Origin of the sequence: Pseudomonas sp. PAMC 25886, from assembly GCF_000242655.1 — a bacterium.
Classification (GTDB): domain Bacteria; phylum Pseudomonadota; class Gammaproteobacteria; order Pseudomonadales; family Pseudomonadaceae; genus Aquipseudomonas.
Window position 1 is genome coordinate 1 of the sequence record NZ_AHHC01000014.1, and the last position, 21,176, is coordinate 21,176.

Below are 21,176 nucleotides of genomic sequence, written 5' to 3' on the forward strand. Positions count from 1 at the left end.
CCCCGCCTGTCGGCACCTCGCCTAGGCTCGGTGTTCCCTCACTCCGGCATTGCTCCGCGGGCCGCCGCGACGGGGCGTCCCTGCCCCGTCGCGGCTAAACCGGCGTCCTGCCGGTTTACCCGCTCCTCAATCCCTGCGTTCGGCCTCGGGCTTATTGGGGCAGTCAGATCAAGATCAAAAGCAAGAGCACAGCGGCCTACAGGCCGGCTTGAGTGGTAGAAGCCAAAGCGAAAACCAAATCTGAAACGGATGCAGCTCTGCTTTTCTGTGGGAGCTGGCTTGCCTGCGATGCAGACAACTCGGCCTTTCAGGTACACCGAGGCGATGCTATCGCAGGCAAGCCAGCTCCCACATTTGACTGTGCCCGCTGTAAGAGCGGAACCAATAGCCGCCCTGACCGCAGCAACGGATATACACACCCACCAAACCCCCTCCCAAGATGGCAAGATGAACCGGACTCAGGTTAACTACTCTCTGAGTAAGGGTTTCACCGGCCTTGCACGTCGGTCATCAAGGTCACTGAATGGACAAATACACCCCCCACACCTGGCAGCCCCACGAACGCCCGAGCCTGCCGGGCTCGCCGTCGACGCCGCTGCATTCCACCCGCAAACGCTGGGCCTACGCCCTGGTCGGCGTGCTGGTGGCAATCACCGGCGGCCTCGGCAACTCGCTGGTGATCGCCAACCTGGTGTACCTGCAAGGCGCCTTGGGCGCCACTACCGCAGAAATGGCCTGGCTCCCCGCCGCCTATGTCATGACCAACGTCTCCATGAACCTGCTGCTGGTCAAATTCCGCCAGCAATTCGGCCTGCGCGCTTTCACCGAAGTGTTCCTGGTGCTCTACGCCCTGGTCACCTTCGGCCACCTGTTCGTCAACGACCTCAGCTCGGCCATCGCCGTACGGGCCGCCCACGGCATGGTTGGCGCCGCCCTCAGTTCCCTGGGCCTGTACTACATGATCCAGGCCTTCCCCGCAAAATGGCGGATGAAAGCCCTGGTTCTCGGCCTGGGCACCGCGCAGCTGGCGTTACCCCTGGCTCGACTGTTCTCCGAAGACCTGCTGCAAATCGCCGAATGGCGCGGCCTGTACCTGTTCGAATTGGGCATGGCCCTGACCTGCCTGGGCTGCGTGTTTCTGCTCAAGCTGCCCCCGGGCGATCGCTTCAAGACCTTCGAAAAGCTCGACTTCCTCACCTTCGCGATCCTCGCCACCGGTGTCGCCTTGCTCTGCGCCGTGCTGTCCCTGGGCCGTATCGACTGGTGGCTGGAAGCACCGTGGATCGGCATCGCCTCGGCCTGCTCGCTGGTGCTGATCATGGCCGGCCTGGCCATCGAGCATAACCGCGCCAACCCGTTGCTGATGACCCGCTGGCTGGGCAGTGGGGCGATGATTCGCCTCGCGCTGGCGGTGATCCTGATTCGCATGGTGCTCTCGGAACAGTCCACCGGCGCCGTGGGCTTCATGCAGATGCTGAACATGAGCAACGAGCAGATGCGCACGCTGTATTGGGTGATGCTGGCGGGGGCGATTGCCGGCCTGGCCGTCAGCGCGCTGACCATCAACCCGGCGCATTTGCTGATGCCGCTGATCATTTCCCTGGCCTTCATGGCCGTGGGCTCGGTGATGGACAGTTTCTCCAGCAACCTCACGCGCCCGCAAAACATGTACATCAGCCAGTTCCTGCTAGGCTTTGGCGGCACGTTCTTCCTCGGGCCGACCATGGTGTTGGGCACGAAGAACGTGCTGACCAACCCCAGGAACCTGGTGAGTTTTTCGGTGCTGTTCGGGATCTGCCAGAACCTCGGCGGCCTGATAGGCGCAGCATTGCTGGGCACGTTCCAGATCGTGCGGGAGAAATTCCATTCCAGCATGATCGTCGAACACCTGACCTTGCTCGACCCGCGTGTGGCCGCGCGGGTGGCCAGCGGCGGCTCGGCCTATGGCGGGGTGATTGCCGACCCCGAGTTGCGTAACCTGATGGGCATTCGCAGCCTGGCCACGGCGGCCACCCGCGAGGCGAATGTGATGGCCTACAACGATGTGTTCATGCTGATCGCGATCATCGCCATACTCACCATGATCTGGATTTTTATCCGCAGCCTCTGGCTGATGAGTACCACTAAAGCTGCCGCCAGTGCAGCGCCTCCCGTTCAACCCAGCGGCGCACTTTCTTCATGACCGAACCGACCACGACCACCACCAACGCCATCGCTTCCACGCCGGAAGGCACCGCACCGCCGAGCATGCCGGCCACCGAACCGCGCTCTTTGCGGGTGCGCATCATCTCCTCGATGGGCTTTGCCGCGATTGCGATTGTCGGCGTGCTGATCGTGCTTTACGCCTGGCAATTGCCGCCCTTCAGCAGCGCCGTGGAAACCACCGAGAACGCCCTGGTGCGTGGCCAGGTGACGATTATCGGGCCGCAGCTCAGTGGCTATGTGTATGAGGTGCCGGTGACGGACTTCCAGTACGTCAAGGCCGGGGATTTGCTGGTGCGCCTCGATGACCGCATCTACAGGCAGCGCCTCGATCAGGCCCTGGCGCAATTGGCGGTGCAGCAGGCGTCCCTTGCCAATGTGGTGCAGCAACGCAACAGCGCCGAGGCTACCATCAAGCTGCGCCAGGCGGCCTTGATGGACAGCCAGGCCCAGGCCCGCAAAAGCACCGCAGATTTACGCCGCAACGAAGAATTGATCAGCGACGGATCGGTGTCCAAGCGCGAGCTGGACGTGACTCGCGCCGCCAACGCGCAGACCATTGCGGCCGTGGCCCAGGCCCAGGCCAGCCTGGAAATCGCCCGGCAGGATTTGCAGACGGTGATCGTCAATCGCGGCTCGCTGGAGGCGGCGGTGGCCAGCGCGGATGCGGCGGTGGAACTGGCGCGCATCGACCTGTCGAACACCCGGATCATCGCCCCGCGTGACGGGCAACTGGGGCAGATTGGCGTGCGCCTCGGGGCCTACGTCAACAGCGGTGCGCAGTTGATGGCGCTGGTGCCGAACCAGCTGTGGGTGATCGCCAACATGAAAGAAACCCAGATGGACAACGTGCAGGTCGGCCAGCCGGTGACCTTCACGGTGGATGCCCTCAACCACCGCAAGTTTCACGGCACGGTGCAGCGCATTTCACCGGGCACCGGGTCTGAATTCAGCTTGTTGCAGGCGGATAACGCGACCGGCAACTTCGTGAAGATCGCCCAGCGGGTGCCGGTACGGATCACCGTGGACCCGGGCCAGGAGCAGAGTGAGCGGCTGCGGCCGGGGTTGTCGGTGGTGGTGAGTATCGACACGGCGGGGCGCCTGAAAAACACCCCTCCCTGACACACTGGAGATCAAAATGTGGGAGCGGGCTTGTGTGTGGTTAGAGGGGGCTGTATTGCAGGCTGAAACCCAGTTCTGCCGACTGGCCTTGTTCCAACAGCTTTAGCCCAGGCCTGCCCGGCAGGTGATGGGCATTCACCGGATGACTCACCGGCTCGAAGCAGAAAAAATCCAGCCCCGGCGGGCAATACAGCAAGTAGTAGTCGCTGCCGGTGGCCTGGCATTCCAGGGTGTAACCCAGGTCTGGCTGCTGGATCAGGCAATGCCCGTCCCATTGGCAAAAACCGTTGTCCACCAGCGCCTCGGGCAACAACTTCAGCCGTTGGAAATCCCACTCCACGGGCACGGTAGCCAGCCCCGTCGGCAGTTTCGTTGCGTCACTCATCCACACCTGCGAAGCCTTGGCCTGCAACTGCGTTCCCGGCCTGCGGGGCAGATACGGATGCAATCCAAGCCCGTGCCACGCGGCTTTTTCCGCCAGGTGCGTGACGCGCAGGGTGATGCTCAACCGGCCGTCCCTCAACTGAAAGCGCTGCTCGGCGCGATACGCAAACGGTATGGTGCTGTCCAGTTGCAGCACCGCCTCGTCTGTCGACTGACGGACCACTTGCCACGCCTGTTGCCAGGCACTGCCATGAATCGGCAACGGGTCCAGCGGGCTGTTGGGCTCAAGGGCCAGCCATCCGGCAGGGTTATCAAAGCCACCCTCGGCCACCCGGTTTGACCAGGGTGCCAGCGGGAAGCACCCCAGCTTGCCCGGCAGGCCGCTGGCCAACGCCTGTTGACCGGTGTGGCGCAGCAAGGGCTGGCCGCTGCTGCGCACGGTCCAGTTGACGATACTCCCGCCGAACGCTGGCGAGAGCGTCAGGTGGGTCAGGTTGTCTTCGAGTTCAAGCATCATGAGTGTCAGCAGACCTATTGGATGATGAATGCTTCTGTGGCAGGTGAGCGTGTTGTGGTGAGGGAGCAAGCTCCCTCGCTACACACAGTGTGGGGCTTATAGCACCAACCCCGGCAACCACAACGACAACGCCGGAATGTAGGTCACGGCCATCAGCACCAGGAACAGCACGCCATAAAACGGCAGCAATGCCTTCACGGTCTTCTCGATGCTGACCTTGCCCACCGCCGCCCCCACAAACAGTACCGCGCCCACCGGCGGGGTGATCAGGCCGATCCCCAGGTTCACCAGCATGATCATGCCGAAGTGCACCGGGTCGACGCCAATGCCCAGGACCACCGGCAGCAAAATCGGCGTAAGGATCAGAATCAGCGGCGCCATGTCCATCACCGTGCCCAGCAACAGCAGCATGGCGTTGATGCACATCAGGATCACGTAGCGGTTGTCCGAGAGGGTCAGGAACATCGTGGTGATCTTCGCCGGGATCTGCATCAGGGTCATGATGTAGCCGAAGCTGGCGGCGAACGCGATCAGGATCATCACGATGGAAATGGTGCGCACCGTGCGGTGCATCAGCTTGGGCAACTCGCTCCACTTGTAGTCGCGGTAGATGAACATGGTCACGAAGAACGCCCACAGCACCGCAATCGCCGCCGACTCGGTGGCAGTGAAGATGCCCGACAGAATCCCGCCGAGGATGATCACCATGGCCATCAGGCCCCACAGGGCGTCGGCACAGATTTTCAGCGCCTGTTTCAGGGGGATCACTTCGCCTTTGGGGTAGTTGCGCTTTTTCGCGAAGATCAGGCACAGCACCATCAGGCAGGCGCTCATCAGCAGGCCCGGGACCACGCCGGCCATGAACAGCGAGGCGATGGACACCGTGCCGCCGGCCGCCAGGGAATAGAGCACCGAGTTATGGCTGGGTGGCGTCAGCAACGCCTGCACCGAGCCGCTCACGGTGACGGCGGTGGCGAATTCGCGGGGATACCCCTGGCGTTCCATTTCCGGAATCAGCACCGAACCCACGGAGGCGGTATCGGCCACCGACGAGCCGGAGATCGCCCCGAAAAACGTCGAGGCCATGATGTTCACCAGGGACAAGCCGCCGCGCACAAACCCCACCAGCACCCCGGCAAACGCCACCAGCCGGCGGGACATGCCGCCCTCGGCCATGATCGCCCCGGCCAGCACGAAGAACGGGATTGCCATCAGCGAAAATTTGTTCACCCCGCCGGCCACCTGAATCATCAGGGCCTGGAACGGAATGTCGATCCACCACGCGCCGATCAGCGCAGAAAGCCCCAGGGCATAAGCCACCGGCATGCCGATCAGGATCAAGGCGATGAAGCTGCCCAACAGAATCAATGCGTCCATTCAGGCAGCCCCTTCACTTTCTTCAACCAGGTCGAAGCGCACGACCCGACGGTTGCTCTGGTCACCGAGCAGGAGTTTTTCCAGCACAAAAATCAGCGTGAGCAAGCCGCCAATCGGGATCGGCATATAGGTGATGCCCACCCGCAAAGTCGGCATGGCGCTCATGAACTGGTTCCAGGTGGACAGGCACAACTTGGTGCCCCAGATCGCCATGAACAGGCAGATGGTGCCCATCAACAGTTGCGAGACGATGCCAACGACTTTGCGTTGGCCCGGCGGCAGGCGGTCGGTGACCATGGCCACCGACATGTGCGCCCCGGCGCGGTAACTGGCGGCGGCGCCGACAAAGGTGAACACCAGCATCAGCAGGATGGCGGTGGGCTCCGGCCAGCTTGAGCCGGTGCCGAGTACGTAGCGGGCGAAGATGCCCCAGGGAATGATCAGGGCGACACCGAGAACGGCGAGGCCGGCGACCCAGATGCAGCTCATGTAAATGCGGTCGTTGATGCGCAGCAGTAAATTCTTCATGGCGTTCACCGTGACCGGGCGCGTTGGTGCTGACCGCGCCGGGCCTTTTCTATAAGGGGAGGGCGGGTTACTCGACGGCTTCGATGCGCTTGATCAGGTCGGCGTAAGGCGCGCCGTACTTGTCGCGGATCGAGGCGGTGGCCTCATAGAACGGTTTTTTGTCGATGTCGATGAACTCCACACCGGCGGCCTTGAGTTTGGCTTCACTGCTGGCGGACTTGGCGTCCCACAGTTCACGCTCCTGAATCTGCGCGGCCTTGGCGGTGTTTTTCACCAGCACCTGTTGCTCGGGGGTGAGCTTGTTCCAGGTGATTTTCGACATCACGATGGGCTCGGGCAGGATCAGGTGGCCGGTGAGGCTGTAAAACTTGGCGTTCTGGTAGTGGTTGTGTTCCAGCAGGGTGGGCGGGTTGTTTTCCGCGCCATCGATCACCCCGGTCTGCAGGGCACTGAAGATCTCGCCGGTGTCCATGGCAATGCCGTTGCCGCCCATGGCGTTGATGGTTTCGATGAAGATCGGGTTGCCCTGCACGCGGATCTTCATGCCCTTGAGGTCTTCGATCTTGCGCACTGGTTTCTTGGTGTAGATGTTGCGCGTGCCGCCGTCCATCCAGGCGAGGGCCACCAGGTTGAATTCCGAGTCGGTGATCTTGGCGAGGATCTCATCACCAATCTCACCGTCGATGACCTTGCGCATGTGCACCTGGTCACGGAACACGAACGGCATGTTGAACACGTTCACGTCCGGCACCACCGGCCCGACGATGCCGAGGCTGACCCGCGCCATCTGGATTGCGCCGACCTGGGCCTGCTCGACCACTTCCTTTTCCGAACCCAGCACGCCGCCGGGGAACATCTTGAAGGTCAGGCCGCCCTTGCTTTCAGCGACCAGGGTTTTACCCAGTTGCTCTTCGGCTACCACGGTGGGATAGCCGGCGGGGTGGATGTCGGCGAATTTGATTTCCAGCGCGTGGGCGGCGCTGCCGAGGGTAAAAACGAACGGGAGTGCAGCGGCGAGCAAGGTGCGTTTGAAGTCCATGGGGTGTCTCTCCAGTCTTGTTATTGTTTTGTTCAAGGCACAGCGATGCAGCTAGAGGATGAAGCTGGGTTCCGGCATTCCTTGTACGCCAGGGTTGAGGGCGAAGACGCCGCCGGCGAGGGAGTGCGGGCTGTGATCGTCGCGGATCGAGGTGACGAACAGGGTGTCCATCCGGCTGCCGCCGAAGGCGCACATGGTGGGTTTTTTTACCGGTACGGCCAGGGAACGGTCGAGGCGACCCTCGGGGGTAAAACGGTGCACCAGCCCGGCGTCGTTGGCACAGATCCAGTAGCAACCTTCGGCGTCCACGGCAGCACCGTCGGGGCGGCCGAGGAACTGGTGCATGTCCACAAACAACCGGCGGTTGGACGGCGTGCCGCTGTCGACGTCGTAGTCGAAGGCCCAGATGTGCTGGATCAGCGGGTGTGAATCCGAGAGGTACATCGTGCGCCCGTCGGGGCTGAAGGCCAGGCCGTTGGGCGTGATGAAACCGTTGAGTACGGTGTGCACGGGCTGGCCGTGCTCAACGCGGTACAGGGCGCCTTCGGCGGCATTGGCGCCCATGTTCAGCACCATGCTGCCGGCCCAGAACCGGCCCTGGCGATCACAGCGGCCGTCGTTCAGGCGCATGTCCGGGCGGGCGTGCTCGACGTTGGCCAGGAGCGCAGTGTCGAGCCTGCCGTCGTTGTGGGGCGTCAGCTGGAAAAAGCCGGTCTCCATGCCTGCGACCCAATTGCCTGCGTCGGTACGCGCGATACAGGCGAGCATCTGTTGGGTTTTCCAGGCCTGCACCTGGCCGCTGGCGGCGCTCCAGCGTTGCAGTTCGCCGTTGGGAATATCCACCCAGTACAGGGCGTTTTCCCTGGGCACCCACACCGGGCATTCACCCACCGCGTTGCGGGCGTCGACAATCAGTTCTGCTTGCATGGCCACTCATTCCCTTGGGTTGGTCTGTGGTCAGTCGCCGAACGGGCCGGCCGCACAAAACGCGCCGCCCTGGTAGACCCGCGCCGGGTCGTCGGCCGCGGGCAGCGGTTGGGCTTCCACCTGTTTGCGGAACACTTCGGAGCTGTCACGCGGGGTGAAGCCCAGGTGCGCGGCGAAGCGGTTGTCCCACCACACATCGAGGTTGTCCGACATGCCGTACACCACGGTGTGGCCGACGTTCGGGGTGTACAGCGAGCGTTCGAGCAATTGGGTCAGGTCGTCGAAGCTCAGCCAGGTGTGCATCATCCGACGGTTCTGGGGTTCCGGAAACGAGGAGCCGATACGGATGCTGACGGTTTCGATGCCATAGCGGTCGAAGTAGAAACTGGCCATGTCCTCGCCATAGGACTTGGACAGGCCGTAGTAACTGTCCGGGCGGCGCGGCGAGTGGGCGTCGAGGGCTTCGTCCTGCTTGTAGAAGCCAATCACGTGGTTAGAGCTGGCGAAGATCACCCGCTTGACCCCGTGACGGCGGGCGGCTTCATAGATGTGGAAAATCCCGCAGATGTTCGCACCCAGCACTTCCTCGAAGGAGCGTTCCACCGACACGCCGCCGAAATGCAGGATCGCGTCGACGCCTTCCACCAATTGGTGCACCGCTTGTTTGTCGGACAGATCGCAAGGCAATACTTCTTCGCTGTCATCAGTGGCCGGGGCCATGTCGGCGATATCCGACAGGCGCAGCACCTTGGCGTAAGGGCGCAGCCGTTCGCGCAAGACTTTGCCCAGGCCACCGGCGGCGCCGGTGAGCAGCAGGCGGTTGAACGGGGTAGGAGCGGTTGTGGTGGTCATGATGGTCCCGTTATTGTTGTAGGTTGTCGTATGACTAGTCCGAAGTATCGTTAGGGTTTCCTACACTTGTCAACGCGCTATTGGTCGAAGTTGATAGAGGGTCATCGCTTCCTGTGGCGAGGGAGCTTGCTCCCGCTGGGGTGCGCAGCAGCCCCAAAATCCTGGGAGCGCTTCGCACTCCAGCGGGAGCAAGCTCCCTCGCCACAGCCAGCTCCCTCACCACAAAAGCCTTTCCTGTTGTTTGTAAGCCGCTATAACAACGACAACGGGTAACTGATGAATATCCGGTTTTCATCAAACTCGTTGGTACTGAAATCCCGACGCATCGTCGCGTTGCGCCACCGCACATTCAGGTCCTTCAGCGCACCGCTCTGCACGGTGTAGGCCAGTTCCGACTCGCGGCCCCATTCCTTGCCATTGGTGATCGCCCCGGTGTGCACGTTATCGCCGCTGATGTAGCGGTTCATCATGGTCAGCCCGGGAATGCCCAGCACCACGAAGTTGAAGTCGTGCCGCACCTGCCAGGATTTTTCCTTGGCGTTGTCGTAGCTGGCGTTATAGCTGTCGTTGGCCAGGGTGCCGCCGCTGGTGCCGTTGACCCGCATCCAGGCGCTGTCGCCGGTGAGTTTCTGCAGGCCGATATAGAAGCTGTTGCCTTTGTATTTGGCCGAGAGCAGGGCGAACGCGGTTTTGTTGTCGAGGTCGCCGGCCAGGGCCTTGCCGTCTTCCTTGCCGGTGAAGTAACCGAGGTTGGCGCCCAGGGTCCAGTCGCCCACGGGCTGGCTGTGGGTCAGGTTGAAATACTGTTGCTGGTAGATGTCGCTGAGTTCGGCGTACCACACGCCTACCTGGGTGCGTTTGTCGTTGAAGGTGTATTCGCCGCCGCCGAAGTTGAAGCGGTCGGAGGTGAACGCGGCTTTGCCGTTGAGGAACATGTCATCCATGCTCGCGTCGTTGCGCGGGCTGTTGCCGCGGAACTGGCCGCCGTACAGGGTCAGGCCGGCAATCTCGCTGGAAGTGACCTGGCCGCCACGGAAGGTTTGCGGCAGCGAACGGCCGTCATCCGAACGCAGGATCGGCAGCACCGGCATCCATTCGCCGACTTTCAATTCGGTCTTCGACAACCGGGTTTTCAGCGCCACGCCCAGGCGGCCGAAATTGTCGACGGGGCGGCCATCGCTGCCGGTCGGCAACAACTGGGTACCGGCGGTGCCTTTGCCACCGTCGAGTTTCTGCGAGTACAGGCCCAGCACGTCCAGGCCGAAACCGACGGTGCCCTGGGTGAAGCCGGACTTGGCGTCGAGGATAAAACTTTGCGTCCACTCTTCGGCCTTGGCCTGTGGGTGAGCGGCGTTGGTGAAGTTGCGGTTGAAGTAAGCGTTGCGCAGGTTGAGCGTGGCTTTGGTGTCGTCGATGAAGCCTTCTGCCGAGGCGGTAACGGGGAGGGTGAAGGCCAGGCTGCTCAAACCGATGGCGGCGAAGCGGGTGGTGCAGGAGAAATGGCGGACGTGTTGGCTCACAGTGACGCTCCCTTGTCTTTTGTTGTTTTTATTTTTTGTTATACGTTGTCGTACAACATTAGGGGCGATATTTGCGGGGTTTCAGGGGGTTGTCAATCGAAAGTTATACGATGACTTTGGTCGCGCCACCGATCAAATGTAGGAGCCGGCTTGCCTGCGATGGCATCACCTCGGTGTACCTGAAAGACCGAGTTGCCTGTATCGCAGGCAAGCCAGCTCCCACATTGAGCGTGCCCGGGCTATTTTTTTCAGCCGTTCAGAACCATGGGCGGCAAGGTGCCAAGCAACGAAACGGCGGCTACTGCTGAAACACCTAGTAACAGTTCCAGCCTCACGCTGGCCTTCAACGCTGGCAGTCGCTGCTCACAGTTATGGATCCGCAGGCGGTTCAACAGCGCCAGCGCGAGCATGCCGAATACCAGTAGCACCTTGATCAGCAGGATCAGGGCGAACCCGCTGAACAATGGCGTTGGCCAGAACTGCCCGGTGAGGACGCGCACGTTGATCAGGCCGGTCACCAGCAATCCCGTGACCAGGCCATAACCGACGCCGCTGAAGCGCTGCAGGATCGGCTCCAATGGATAGCGGGGCGATTGCCTGAGGATCAACACCAGCATGAGCAAGCCACCCAGCCAGGCACCCACGCACACCAGGTGCACCACTTGGTTGAGGATCAGCAATTGCCCGGCCAGGCCATTGAGCATGGCGCCATGGCCCACCGGTGCGAGCGTCGCCAGCAACAATGCGCAGAGCGGCAGGCGCACCGCCTTCCACGGCGTCAACAGGCCGAGCACCAGCAGCACGTTCAGCACCAAGTGCCAGGTCCAGACCTGGCCGAAAAAGGTTTTACCCAGCACCAACTGCACCGTCGACCACTCCAGCGCGCCCAGCCCGACACCGGCCATGCTCGCGCTGATCAACAGCAGCCACGCCACCCCCGACACCAGTGCCAGCCACGCCAACCCTTGGGTGATGCGCGACAGGTGGCGGTCCAGCAGCGGTTGCGGTCCCGCGCCCAGCAACCAGGGCCTGAACACACAGGCCCCGAACATCAACAGCACCACGATGAAATGCAGGAAGCGGCACAGCACCAGCAGGGTGGCCATGGATTATTGGCCGACCTTGAAGCTGTATTCACCGTTGCTCTTGTGGGTATCCACCGAGACGGCGTTCCACACCACTTTGTAGGTGCCGGCGGCCAACGGTGCGGCCGGTGTCACCACCAGCACTTTCTTGTCGGCGTCCGGGGTTTCCAGGCCTTTGATCGCCACTTCAGTGCCGTCCTTGCTCAGGGACACCCTGGTGAAGGTCGCTTCAACGCCTTCGGAGAAAGTCAGGCGCAGGTCCTTGGGGGCGGTGACGCTGGTGTCGGCGGCAGGCTCCGCGCTTTTCAGGTGGGCGTGGGCAAACGCGGCCGAGGCGCCCAGCAGGGAGGCGAGCAGGGCGACGGTGGTGAGGGTCTTCTTGATCAACATTGTTCAATACCTTCAGGTGAGAGTCAGTCGTTCGGTAGAGCCATGTGCAACAAGGGGAAGGGCTTGCCTTCGCCGTCGACGGGCGAGCGGCCGGTCCGGGTAAAACCATAGTGCAGGTAGAAACCCACGGCTTGTGGATTCTGTTCGTTCACATCCACCCGCAGGGTGTCGTGGCGGGCGCGCACAAAGTCCAGCAACTGGCGGCCGATGCCCTGGCCGCGTCGGCTCGGGTCGATAAACAGCATCTCTACGCTATTGCCGCCGGTGCCGACAAAGCCGGCAATGCCCTGGGCGTCTTCGTACACCCACACTTCAAGTGCGGGCATCGGCAGGTAGCAGTCGCGCACCAGGGGCAGCAGGCGCTGGATGTCGTCTTCGCTGAGAAAGTCGTGGGTGGCGCGCACCGAGCGTTCCCACAGTGCGCCAAGCACCGGGTCGTCGCACGCGTCTCGCTGTCGGATAGTCATGGAGAGGATCCTTCGAGGGGATGGCGATGCTAACCAATCCGGTTTCCACGGGGAAGGTTCTTGTACGAAGTTTCACAGTGGCGTGTCGCGCGGACTGGAGCGGATGGTAGTCTTGAGGCCATGTTGTTGTCAGGGAGCCCGTATGGGCAATCACAAGATCGGTATTCGTCGGGTCAACGTCGAAAAGATTCTGCTGGCGGCTGAAAAGGTCTTCGCCGAGAAGGGTTATGGCAGCACCGCCATGGCCGACATCGCTGAAGAAGTGCAGCTGCCGCGCTCCAACCTGCATTACTACTTCAGCACCAAGAGCGAGCTGTACAGCGCGGTGTTGTTCGACCTGCTGGAAGTGTGGAAGCAGGACGCCTTGTGCTTCGAGATGTTCGATGACCCACGGGTAGTGCTCAGCAGCTACATCCGCGCCAAGATGCAGCACTCCCGCAGCCGGCCTTACGGTTCGAAAGTCTGGGCGAATGAAATCATCCACGGCGCGCCGACCCTGGGTGAGGCGCTGGACGTGAGCCTGTACGACTGGGCCAAGATGAAGGAAGCGAAGATTCGCCAGTGGGTGGAAGACAAACGCATCCTGCCGGTGGAACCGTCGAGCCTGCTGTATATGATCTGGGCCTCGACCCAGCACTACGCTGACTTTGATCATCAGGTGAAAATCCTGAATGACCATCAGCCGTTGTCGGACATGCAGTTTGAGCGGGCGGTGCAGACGGTGACGAGTGTGATCCTGCGGGGGATCGGGTTGGAGCCTTGAGCCTTAGCGTGACATTGAGGGCCTCATCGCAGGCAAGCCAGCTCCCACAGGGGAATGCATTCCAAGTGTGGGAGCTGGCTTGCCTGCGATAGCGATCTAAAGGCCTACACCGCTTCGCGGTAGGGATTGCGTGGATCCTGCGTCCAGTTCAAAAACGGCTTCCCGGTGTCCACCGGCACCATCTCGATACAGTCCGCCACCGGGCAGGTGATCTGGCACAGGTTGCACCCCACGCACTCATCATCAATCACCTCGTACTTATGCGTTCCATCCGCCTGCTTCAAGCTGGCGATCGCCTGGTGCGATGTGTCTTCACAAGCAATATGGCAGCGCCCGCAGCCAATACAGGCTTCCTGATCGATCTTGGCGATCACCTGATAATTGATATCCAGGTACTTCCAATCCGTCGTATTGCCCACCGCCCGCCCGGAAAACTCCTGCAGGCTGCTGTAGCCCTGGCTGTCCATCCACCGCGACAGCCCGTCCTTCATCTCTTCGACGATCCGAAACCCGTGCAGCATCGCCGCCGTGCACACCTGCACCGCGCCGCAGCCCAGCGCTACGAACTCCGCCGCATCGCGCCAGTTGCCGATCCCGCCAATCCCGCAGATCGGCAAGCCTTGTGTCTGCGGGTCCCGGGCAATCTCCGCCACCATGTTCAAGGCAATCGGTTTCACCGCTGAGCCGCAATAGCCACCGTGAGTGCTTTGGGTGCCGACCATTGGCAGGGCGACCATGCGCTCCAGGTCGACACTGGTGATGGAGTTGATGGTGTTGATCAGCGACACCGCATCCGCGCCACCGCGATACGCCGCCCGGGCCGCGACGCGAATGTCGGTGATGTTCGGCGTGAGCTTGACGATCACCGGCAGCGAGCAATAGGTCTTGCACCAGCGGGTCACCTGTTCCACGTACTCCGGCACCTGGCCCACCGCCGCGCCCATGCCGCGTTCCGGCATGCCGTGGGGGCAGCCGAAGTTCAGCTCGATACCGTCGCAACCGGTGGCTTCCACCAGCGGCAGGATGTGTTTCCACGACTCTTCAACGCACGGCACCATCAGCGACACGATCAGCGCGCGGTCGGGCCAATCCTTTTTCACCTGGGTGATTTCCCGCAGGTTGATCTCCAGGGAACGGTCGGTGATCAGCTCGATGTTGTTGATGCCGAGCACTTCACGGTTGGCGCCAAAGTGCGCCGAGTAACGCGACGAGACGTTGACCGCGGCCGGGTCTTCGCCGAGGGTTTTCCAGACCACGCCGCCCCAGCCGGCTTCGAAGGCGCGAACCACGTTGTAGGCCTTGTCGGTGGGCGGCGCGGAGGCCAGCCAGAAGGGATTGGGGGCTTTGATGCCGGCGAACACAATCGAGAGATCGGCCATTACGCAGCCTCCACATTCAGCATGAGTTGGGCGTGCATGGCTTCAGCGGCCAGCTTGCCGTGTTGCACGGCCTGCACGGTGAGGTCCTGGCCGAGGCTGACGCAATCGCCACCGGCATACACACCGGGGATGCTGGTGCGCAGCTGTTCGTTGACGAAGATACGATCGCCCTGGCGTTGCAGTTGGTGCGCCAGCGGGTCGTGCAGCGCCGCGTCATCGAAGCCCTGGCCGATGGCCTTGAAGATCGCGTCGGCGGCCAGTTCGAAGGTCTCGCCGGTGGCTTGCAGTCGGCCATCCACCATGCGGGTGCGGGCGAAACGCATGCCGCGCACATGGCCCTGATCGTCGAGCAGCACCTTTTCGGGCTGGGCCCAGGTCAGCAGGCGAACCTGGTTGGCTTTGGCGATGTCCTGTTCGTGGCCAGTGGCGCCCATTTCGTCCAGGCCACGGCGGTACACCAGATTCACGTCGCGGGCACCGAGGCGGGCCATTTGCACGGCCATGTCGATGGCTGTATTGCCGGCACCGAGGACGATGCAGCGGTCGGCCAGGGGCAGTTGGCTGAGGTCATCGGCCTGGCGCAATTCGCGGATGTAGTCGGTGGCGGCGAGCAGGCCGGGCGCATCTTCGTGAGGCAGGCCGAGCTGTTTGCTGGCGGCCAGGCCGAGGCCAAGGAACACCGCATCGAATTGCTGGTGCAACTCGCTCAAGGTGAGGTTGTCGCCCAGGCGCTGGCCGTGGCGGATTTCAATGCCGCCGATTTGCAGGAGGAAATCCAGTTCCTTTTGCGCGAAGTCATCCACCAGTTTGTACTTGGCGATCCCGTATTCATTCAGGCCACCGGCTTTTTCCCGGGCTTCGAAAATCACCACGTCGTGACCGTGCAGGGCGCTGCGATGGGCGCAGGACAACCCCGCAGGCCCGGCGCCGACCACCGCGATGCGCTTGCCGGTGGGCGCGGCACGCTGGAATGGGTGCTCGCTGAAGTGCGCGTTGTCCACGGCGTAACGCTGCAGCAGGCCAATCAGCACCGGGGCGCATTCTTCGGCGTTGTTGCGCACACAGGCTTGCTGGCAAAGGATTTCCGTCGGGCAGACCCGGGCGCAACTGCCGCCGAGGATATTCGCCGAGAGGATTTTCTGCGCGGCGCCCTGGACGTTTTCGGTGTGGATATTGCGGATGAACGAGGGGATATCGATCTCGCTGGGGCAGGCGTTAACGCACGGTGCGTCGTAGCAGTAGAGGCAGCGCGAGGCTTCCAGTTGGGCTTGCCGGGCATTGAGCGGCGGCGCCAGGTCGGTGAAATGCGCGGCGAGTGCGGCCGCATCTTCAGGGGGGTGTGGAAGATGGTTCAGGGTCTGGATCACGGTATTGGCCTCACGGTTTTTGAGGTGCTGCCTCTGGTGGGCAGTGGTTTTTTTATTGCCTGTACCGGCCTCATCGCAGGCAGGCCAGCTCTCACATTTGGAAGTATTCACCGCTCAAAAATGTGGGAGCCGGGCTTGCCCGCGATAGGCCGAAGGCCGCTTTCAGCGTTTCACAGCAACCGGCCTGGAACGCTCCGCCCGCTTGCTCAACTGCTCAAACACCGCCGGATACGCCGGCCGTTCGATGTACCGCCCCGCACCACGCTCGGCGCGCAAATCCCCATCGGCCCAGACCAGCTTGCCCTGGCTGATGGTGTGGCTTGGCACGCCGCGCACGGTCTTGCCTTCGAAGATGTTGAAGTCGACTTTCTGATGGTGAGTCTTCGCGGAAATGGTCCGGGTGCCTGCCGGATCCCACAGCACCAGGTCGGCATCGGCACCCACGCGAATCGCGCCTTTGCGCGGGTACAGGTTGAAGATCTTTGCGGTGTTGGTCGACGTCAGCGCCACAAACTCCTGCATCGACAAACGCCCGGTGTTCACGCCTTCGTCCCACAGCAGCGCCATGCGGTCTTCGATACCGGCGGTGCCATTGGGGATCTTGCTGAAGTCATCACGCCCGGCGGCTTTTTGCTCGGCGCAGAAGCAGCAATGGTCAGTGGCGGTGGTGTGCAGGTTGCCCGATTGCAGGCCGTGCCACAGCGCCTCCTGATGCCCGCGCGGGCGGAAGGGCGGGCTCATCACGTAGCCGGCAGCGGTCTGCCAGTCGGGGTGTTGATACACGCTGTCGTCCAGCAACAAATGCCCGGCCAAGACTTCGCCGTACACCGGCTGGCCCTTGCTGCGGGCGTAGGTGATTTCGTCCAGCGCTTCCTGGGTAGACACGTGCACCAGGTACAGCGGCGTGCCGATGGTTTCGGCAATCCGGATCGCCCGGCTGGCGGCTTCGCCTTCCACTTGCGAAGGCCGCGACAACGGATGCGCTTCAGGCCCGGTAATGCCCTGGGCCATCAGCTTGCGTTGGAGGTGGTACACCAGCTCGCCGTTTTCGGCATGCACCGTCGGCACCGCGCCCAGCTCCAGGCAGCGCTCGAAGCTCGCCACCAGGGTGTCGTCGGCGGCCATGATCGCGTTCTTGTAGGCCATGAAGTGCTTGAAGCTGTTGATGCCGTGGTGGCTGACCAGCTCGGCCATTTCCTCGCGGACCTGCTCGCTCCACCAGGTAATGGCCACGTGAAAACCGTAGTCCGACGCCGACTTCTCGGCCCAGCCGCGCCACTGATGGAAAGCTTCCAGCAGGGATTGCTGCGGGTTGGGAATCACAAAGTCGATGATCGACGTGGTGCCGCCCGCCAACCCGGCGGCCGTGCCACTGAAAAAGTCTTCACTGGCCACGGTGCCCATGAAGGGCAATTGCATATGGGTATGGGGATCGATGCCGCCGGGCATCAGGTATTGACCGCTGCCGTCGAGTATCTCGGTGCCGGCGGGAATATCCAGATCAGTGCCAATGGCGCGGATTAGACCGTCTGCGCATAAAACATCGGCTCGGTAACTTTCATCATGGGTAATAACGGTAGCGCCACGGATCAACAGCGACATGTCGAGTTCCTCACAGGCTTGACCGGCTTGTGCCAGTTCTAAGTGTTGTAATGCATCGCGCCGCTGGAGAGTTAATTCCTGTCAGCGGTGACAGGAATAGAAACTAGCCCGAGTTTTTCGAATGAGCAAGAATATTTTTCATAAGCTTATATCAGTATTAACTTATTGAATTAAAACGATAAAAAATCAAAATCACCAAAATGTTGCGACCTCTCACCATTTTGACGCACTTGACAGGTTCCCAATATGAGCAACATTTCTTATTGCAAATCAGACGCTTGAGACATGCCTCTTGACGGGGCCGGTAAATAAAAATAATTGTGTTGCACCAGATTGAGTCCTGAGGGTTCGGACAACTTCTGCGTTATTTGGCCTGAGTAACGCTGAAAGTAACGAAGGGCTTTTCGGTCGAGACAATAAAGCTGATAAACATCAGCGAGTTATATAAGCGGTGCGGGCAAGGTAACGGTTTACGGCACGGTTATTGAGTGCAGTGGCGGTTGGCCGGGTCCCGGATGTCATGTTGTCAACGAGGTACTCCGGCCATCCTGTGCGTGTCACGGGATGAGCAAAAATAATTCGAAAAAACCGTGGAGCGGCCATGCAACAGAACAGATCGCAAGTCATTGAGCGCAACGGCCTGTACGAACTCGACGCCGGCCCCGACGTCCTCGACAGCCCTCGCTACAACCACGACATGGCACCGACCAAGGTGCGCGAACGCACCTGGAACAAATGGCACATCACCGCGCTGTGGATCGGCATGTCGGTCTGCGTGCCCACCTACACCCTGGGCGGCGTGCTCACCGCGTACTTCGGGTTGTCGGTGGGCGAGGCGCTGATGGCGATCCTGCTGGCCAATATCGTGGTGCTGATCCCGCTGACCCTCAACGCCTTCCCCGGTACCAAGTACGGCATTCCGTTTCCGGTGTTGCTGCGTTCGTCCTTCGGGGTGCTGGGCTCCAACGTGCCGTGCCTGATCCGCGCGCTGGTGGCGTGCGGCTGGTTTGGCATCCAGACGATGTTTGGCGGGCTGGCGATTCACCTGTTCCTGGGCTCGATTTTCGAGGGCTGGAAATCCCTAGGCGGCACCGGTGAAGTGATCGGCTTCATGATCTTCTGGACGCTGAACCTGTGGGTGGTGTTGCGCGGCGCCGAGTCGATCAAATGGCTGGAAACCTTGTCGGCACCGCTGCTGGTAGCGGTCGGCATCGGCCTGCTGGTATGGGCCTTGCCCAACGTCTCGCTGACCGAACTGATGGCGATCCCGCCCAAGCGTCCCGAAGGCGCGAGCCTCACCGGCTACTTCATGGCGGGCCTGACCGCGATGGTAGGATTCTGGGCCACTTTATCGTTGAACATTCCCGACTTCAGCCGCTACGCCAAAAGCCAGAAAGACCAGATACTCGGGCAGATTTTCGGCCTGCCGCTGACCATGTTCCTGTTCGCCGCCCTCGGCGTGATCATGACCGCTGCCTCGGTGAAACTGGTGGGCGTCAGCGTCTCCGACCCGGTGACCCTGATCGGCCATATCCAGAGCCCGGTGTGGGTGGCCGTGGCGATGGCGCTGATCATCATCGCCACCTTGTCCACCAACACCGCGGCGAACATCGTCTCGCCCACCAACGACTTCCAGAATATCGCGCCGAAGCTGATCAACCGCACCATGGCGGTGGTATTGACGGGCCTGGTAGGCCTCGCATTGATGGCCCATGAACTGCTGAAAAAGCTCGGGCTGATCATCTCCGACGTGAGCCTGGAAACCGTGTATTCCAACTGGCTGCTGGGTTACTCAAGCCTGTTGGGACCGATTGCCGGGATCATGGTGGTGGACTATTTCATCATCAAGAAACAGCAACTGGACCTCGCCGGGTTGTACCGCGATGACGTATACCCGGCGTGGAACTGGCATGGCTTCCTGGCCTTCGGCGTGCCGGTGGTGCTGACCCTGTTGTCCCTGGGCAGCGACGCATTCAGCTGGTTCTACAGCTACGGCTGGTTCACCGGTTCGGCGTTGGGCGGGTTGTTGTATTACGGCCTGTGCATGAAGCGCGGCGCCCGCGTAGTCGCCGTAAAAACACCCTTGTGAACACGGTCAATGTGGGAGCTGGCTTGCCTGCGATGGCATCGACCCGGTGCAACTGAAAGGCCGAGTCGACCGCATCGCAGGCAAGCCAGCTCCCACCGTTGACCGAGTCGATTCATATAAAAAAGTAGCCTGAGGAGATCCCCATGAACGCTGCCGCAGACGTTCTGCAATCCACCCATCAGCACATCAACCGCGACCGTTTGTGGCTGTCCCTGATGGAACTCGCCAAGCTCGGCGCTACGCCCAAAGGCGGCGTCTGCCGCCTGGCCCTTACCGACCTCGATCGCCAGGCCCGCGACCTGTTTGTGAAGTGGTGCGAGGAGGCGGGCTGCACCGTGACCATCGATGGCGTGGGCAATATCTTCGCCCGGCGACCGGGGCGCAATCCCAAATTGCCGCCGGTGATGACCGGCAGCCATATCGACACCCAGCCCACCGGTGGCAAGTTTGATGGGTGTTTTGGTGTGCTGGCGGGCGTTGAGGTGTTGCGCACCCTCAATGACTTGAAAGTGGAAACCGAAGCGCCGCTGGAAGTGGTGGTGTGGACCAACGAAGAAGGCTCGCGCTTTCCGCCCTGCATGATGGGCTCCGGTGTGTTTGCCGAGAAATTTACCCTGGCAGACACGCTCGCCAAGACCGACGCCGACGGTGTAACCGTGGGTGACGCGCTGAATGCCATTGGCTACGCCGGCTCCCGGCCGGTGAGCGGGCACAAGGTGGGCGCGTATTTCGAAGCGCATATCGAGCAAGGCCCGATTCTTGAGGATGAAAAGAAAACCATTGGCGTGGTGCTGGGCGCCCTCGGCCAGAAATGGTTCGACCTGAAACTGCGCGGCGTCGAGGCCCACGCAGGACCGACGCCGATGCACCTGCGTAAGGATGCGTTGGTAGGTGCCGCTGCTGTGGTCGCCGCCGTCAATGCGGCCGCGCTGGGCCATCAGCCTCACGCCTGCGGCACCGTCGGTTGCCTGCAAGCCTATCCGGGTTCACGCAACGTGATTCCTGGCGAAGTGCGCATGACCCTGGACTTCCGTCACCTGGAACCGGCGCGCCTGGACTCGATGATTGCCCAGGTGCGCAAGGTGATCGACGAAACCTGCGCCAAGCACGGCCTGACCTTCGAGATGACACCCACCGCCGATTTCCCGCCGCTGTACTTCGACAAAGGCTGCGTGGATGCCGTGCGGGATGCGGCCAATGGTCTGGGCCTGTCGAACATGGACATTGTGAGCGGGGCAGGGCACGACGCGATTTTCGTCGCAGAACTGGGGCCGGCGGGCATGATCTTTGTGCCGTGCGAAGGCGGCATCAGCCATAACGAAATCGAGAACGCAGCGCCCGATGACCTGGCGGCGGGGTGTGCGGTGTTGTTGCGCGCGATGGTGGCGGCATCACAGGCGATTGCCAGCGGCAAGCTCGCCGCCTGAGCCATCCGGCTTCACGCCTCCCAAATGTGGGAGCCGGGCTTGCCCGCGATAGCGGTGTTTCAGACACAGTTGCAGTGCCTGACACTCCGATATCGCAGGCAAGCCAGCTCCCACATTTGATCCAGGGTGGGCTCGATAT

At 61.7% G+C, this 21,176-nt stretch carries 18 protein-coding genes; 5 read left to right on the forward strand and 13 right to left on the reverse strand.

The features are described from left to right. Window positions 1–523: 523 nt before the first annotated feature. Together MUM_RS0102960 and MUM_RS0102965 are read left to right on the forward strand one after the other, a co-directional pair. On the forward strand, window positions 524–2,182 hold the full coding sequence (locus MUM_RS0102960; protein WP_010166787.1) for an MFS transporter: 1,659 nt from the start codon (window positions 524–526) through the stop codon (window positions 2,180–2,182). Further along, complete coding sequence (locus tag MUM_RS0102965) at window positions 2,179–3,324, forward strand: HlyD family secretion protein (protein WP_010166789.1); 1,146 nt, start codon at window positions 2,179–2,181, stop codon at window positions 3,322–3,324. The genes MUM_RS0102960 and MUM_RS0102965 overlap by 4 nt, the downstream gene beginning before the upstream one ends. Before the next feature lie 40 nt (window positions 3,325–3,364). On the opposite strand, the gene MUM_RS0102970 is transcribed toward MUM_RS0102965, so the two are convergent. The 10 genes from MUM_RS0102970 to MUM_RS0103015 all read right to left on the reverse strand — a co-directional run bounded on the left by MUM_RS0102970 (window position 3,365) and on the right by MUM_RS0103015 (window position 12,410). Next, complete coding sequence (locus tag MUM_RS0102970) at window positions 3,365–4,225, reverse strand: aldose 1-epimerase (RefSeq protein ID WP_010166790.1); 861 nt, start codon at window positions 4,223–4,225, stop codon at window positions 3,365–3,367. A 96-nt stretch (window positions 4,226–4,321) separates the two neighbouring features. Further along, entirely contained in the window at window positions 4,322–5,602 is a 1,281-nt protein-coding gene (locus MUM_RS0102975) for a TRAP transporter large permease (protein WP_010166793.1), read from the reverse strand. Then, window positions 5,603–6,130, reverse strand: coding sequence for a TRAP transporter small permease (locus MUM_RS0102980; RefSeq protein WP_010166794.1), 528 nt, complete (start codon window positions 6,128–6,130; stop codon window positions 5,603–5,605). A gap of 67 nt (window positions 6,131–6,197) precedes the next feature. Then, on the reverse strand, window positions 6,198–7,169 hold the full coding sequence (locus MUM_RS0102985; protein WP_010166796.1) for a TRAP transporter substrate-binding protein: 972 nt from the start codon (window positions 7,167–7,169) through the stop codon (window positions 6,198–6,200). Window positions 7,170–7,220: 51 nt separating this feature from the next. Then, entirely contained in the window at window positions 7,221–8,096 is an 876-nt protein-coding gene (locus MUM_RS0102990; protein ID WP_010166798.1) for an SMP-30/gluconolactonase/LRE family protein, read from the reverse strand. A gap of 30 nt (window positions 8,097–8,126) precedes the next feature. Beyond that, window positions 8,127–8,948 (reverse strand): NAD-dependent epimerase/dehydratase family protein, encoded by an 822-nt coding sequence (locus tag MUM_RS0102995; RefSeq protein ID WP_010166800.1) that lies wholly within the window; start codon window positions 8,946–8,948, stop codon window positions 8,127–8,129. A gap of 251 nt (window positions 8,949–9,199) precedes the next feature. Further along, on the reverse strand, window positions 9,200–10,468 hold the full coding sequence (locus tag MUM_RS0103000; RefSeq protein ID WP_010166802.1) for an OprD family porin: 1,269 nt from the start codon (window positions 10,466–10,468) through the stop codon (window positions 9,200–9,202). Between the two features lie 248 nt (window positions 10,469–10,716). Beyond that, window positions 10,717–11,574 (reverse strand): copper homeostasis membrane protein CopD, encoded by an 858-nt coding sequence (copD, locus tag MUM_RS0103005; RefSeq protein ID WP_010166803.1) that lies wholly within the window; start codon window positions 11,572–11,574, stop codon window positions 10,717–10,719. A gap of 3 nt (window positions 11,575–11,577) precedes the next feature. Then, the gene (copC, locus tag MUM_RS0103010) at window positions 11,578–11,943 is read right to left on the reverse strand and encodes a copper homeostasis periplasmic binding protein CopC (protein WP_010166804.1); all 366 of its coding nucleotides are present in this window, start codon (window positions 11,941–11,943) and stop codon (window positions 11,578–11,580) included. 23 nt (window positions 11,944–11,966) lie between these two features. Further along, complete coding sequence (locus MUM_RS0103015) at window positions 11,967–12,410, reverse strand: GNAT family N-acetyltransferase (RefSeq protein WP_010166805.1); 444 nt, start codon at window positions 12,408–12,410, stop codon at window positions 11,967–11,969. Window positions 12,411–12,552: 142 nt separating this feature from the next. On the opposite strand from MUM_RS0103015, the gene MUM_RS0103020 reads away from it, so the two are divergent. Continuing rightward, window positions 12,553–13,173, forward strand: a complete 621-nt coding sequence (locus MUM_RS0103020; protein ID WP_003207828.1) for a TetR/AcrR family transcriptional regulator — start codon at window positions 12,553–12,555, stop codon at window positions 13,171–13,173. 104 nt (window positions 13,174–13,277) lie between these two features. Here MUM_RS0103020 and preA read toward each other — a convergent pair whose 3' ends face one another. The 3 genes from preA to hydA all read right to left on the reverse strand — a co-directional run bounded on the left by preA (window position 13,278) and on the right by hydA (window position 17,521). After that, complete coding sequence (gene preA, locus MUM_RS0103025) at window positions 13,278–14,552, reverse strand: NAD-dependent dihydropyrimidine dehydrogenase subunit PreA (RefSeq protein ID WP_010166807.1); 1,275 nt, start codon at window positions 14,550–14,552, stop codon at window positions 13,278–13,280. After that, the gene (locus MUM_RS0103030) at window positions 14,552–15,919 is read right to left on the reverse strand and encodes an NAD(P)-dependent oxidoreductase (RefSeq protein WP_010166809.1); all 1,368 of its coding nucleotides are present in this window, start codon (window positions 15,917–15,919) and stop codon (window positions 14,552–14,554) included. The genes preA and MUM_RS0103030 overlap by 1 nt, the downstream gene beginning before the upstream one ends. Window positions 15,920–16,081: 162 nt before the next feature. Next, on the reverse strand, window positions 16,082–17,521 hold the full coding sequence (gene hydA, locus MUM_RS0103035) for a dihydropyrimidinase (protein ID WP_010166811.1): 1,440 nt from the start codon (window positions 17,519–17,521) through the stop codon (window positions 16,082–16,084). A 601-nt stretch (window positions 17,522–18,122) separates the two neighbouring features. Between hydA and MUM_RS0103040 the strand changes: the two genes are divergently transcribed. Next, entirely contained in the window at window positions 18,123–19,610 is a 1,488-nt protein-coding gene (locus MUM_RS0103040) for an NCS1 family nucleobase:cation symporter-1 (RefSeq protein ID WP_010166813.1), read from the forward strand. A gap of 143 nt (window positions 19,611–19,753) precedes the next feature. Next, a complete protein-coding gene (locus tag MUM_RS0103045) occupies window positions 19,754–21,037 on the forward strand; it encodes a Zn-dependent hydrolase (RefSeq protein ID WP_010166815.1) in 1,284 nt (427 codons plus the stop codon). Window positions 21,038–21,176 lie beyond the last annotated feature (139 nt).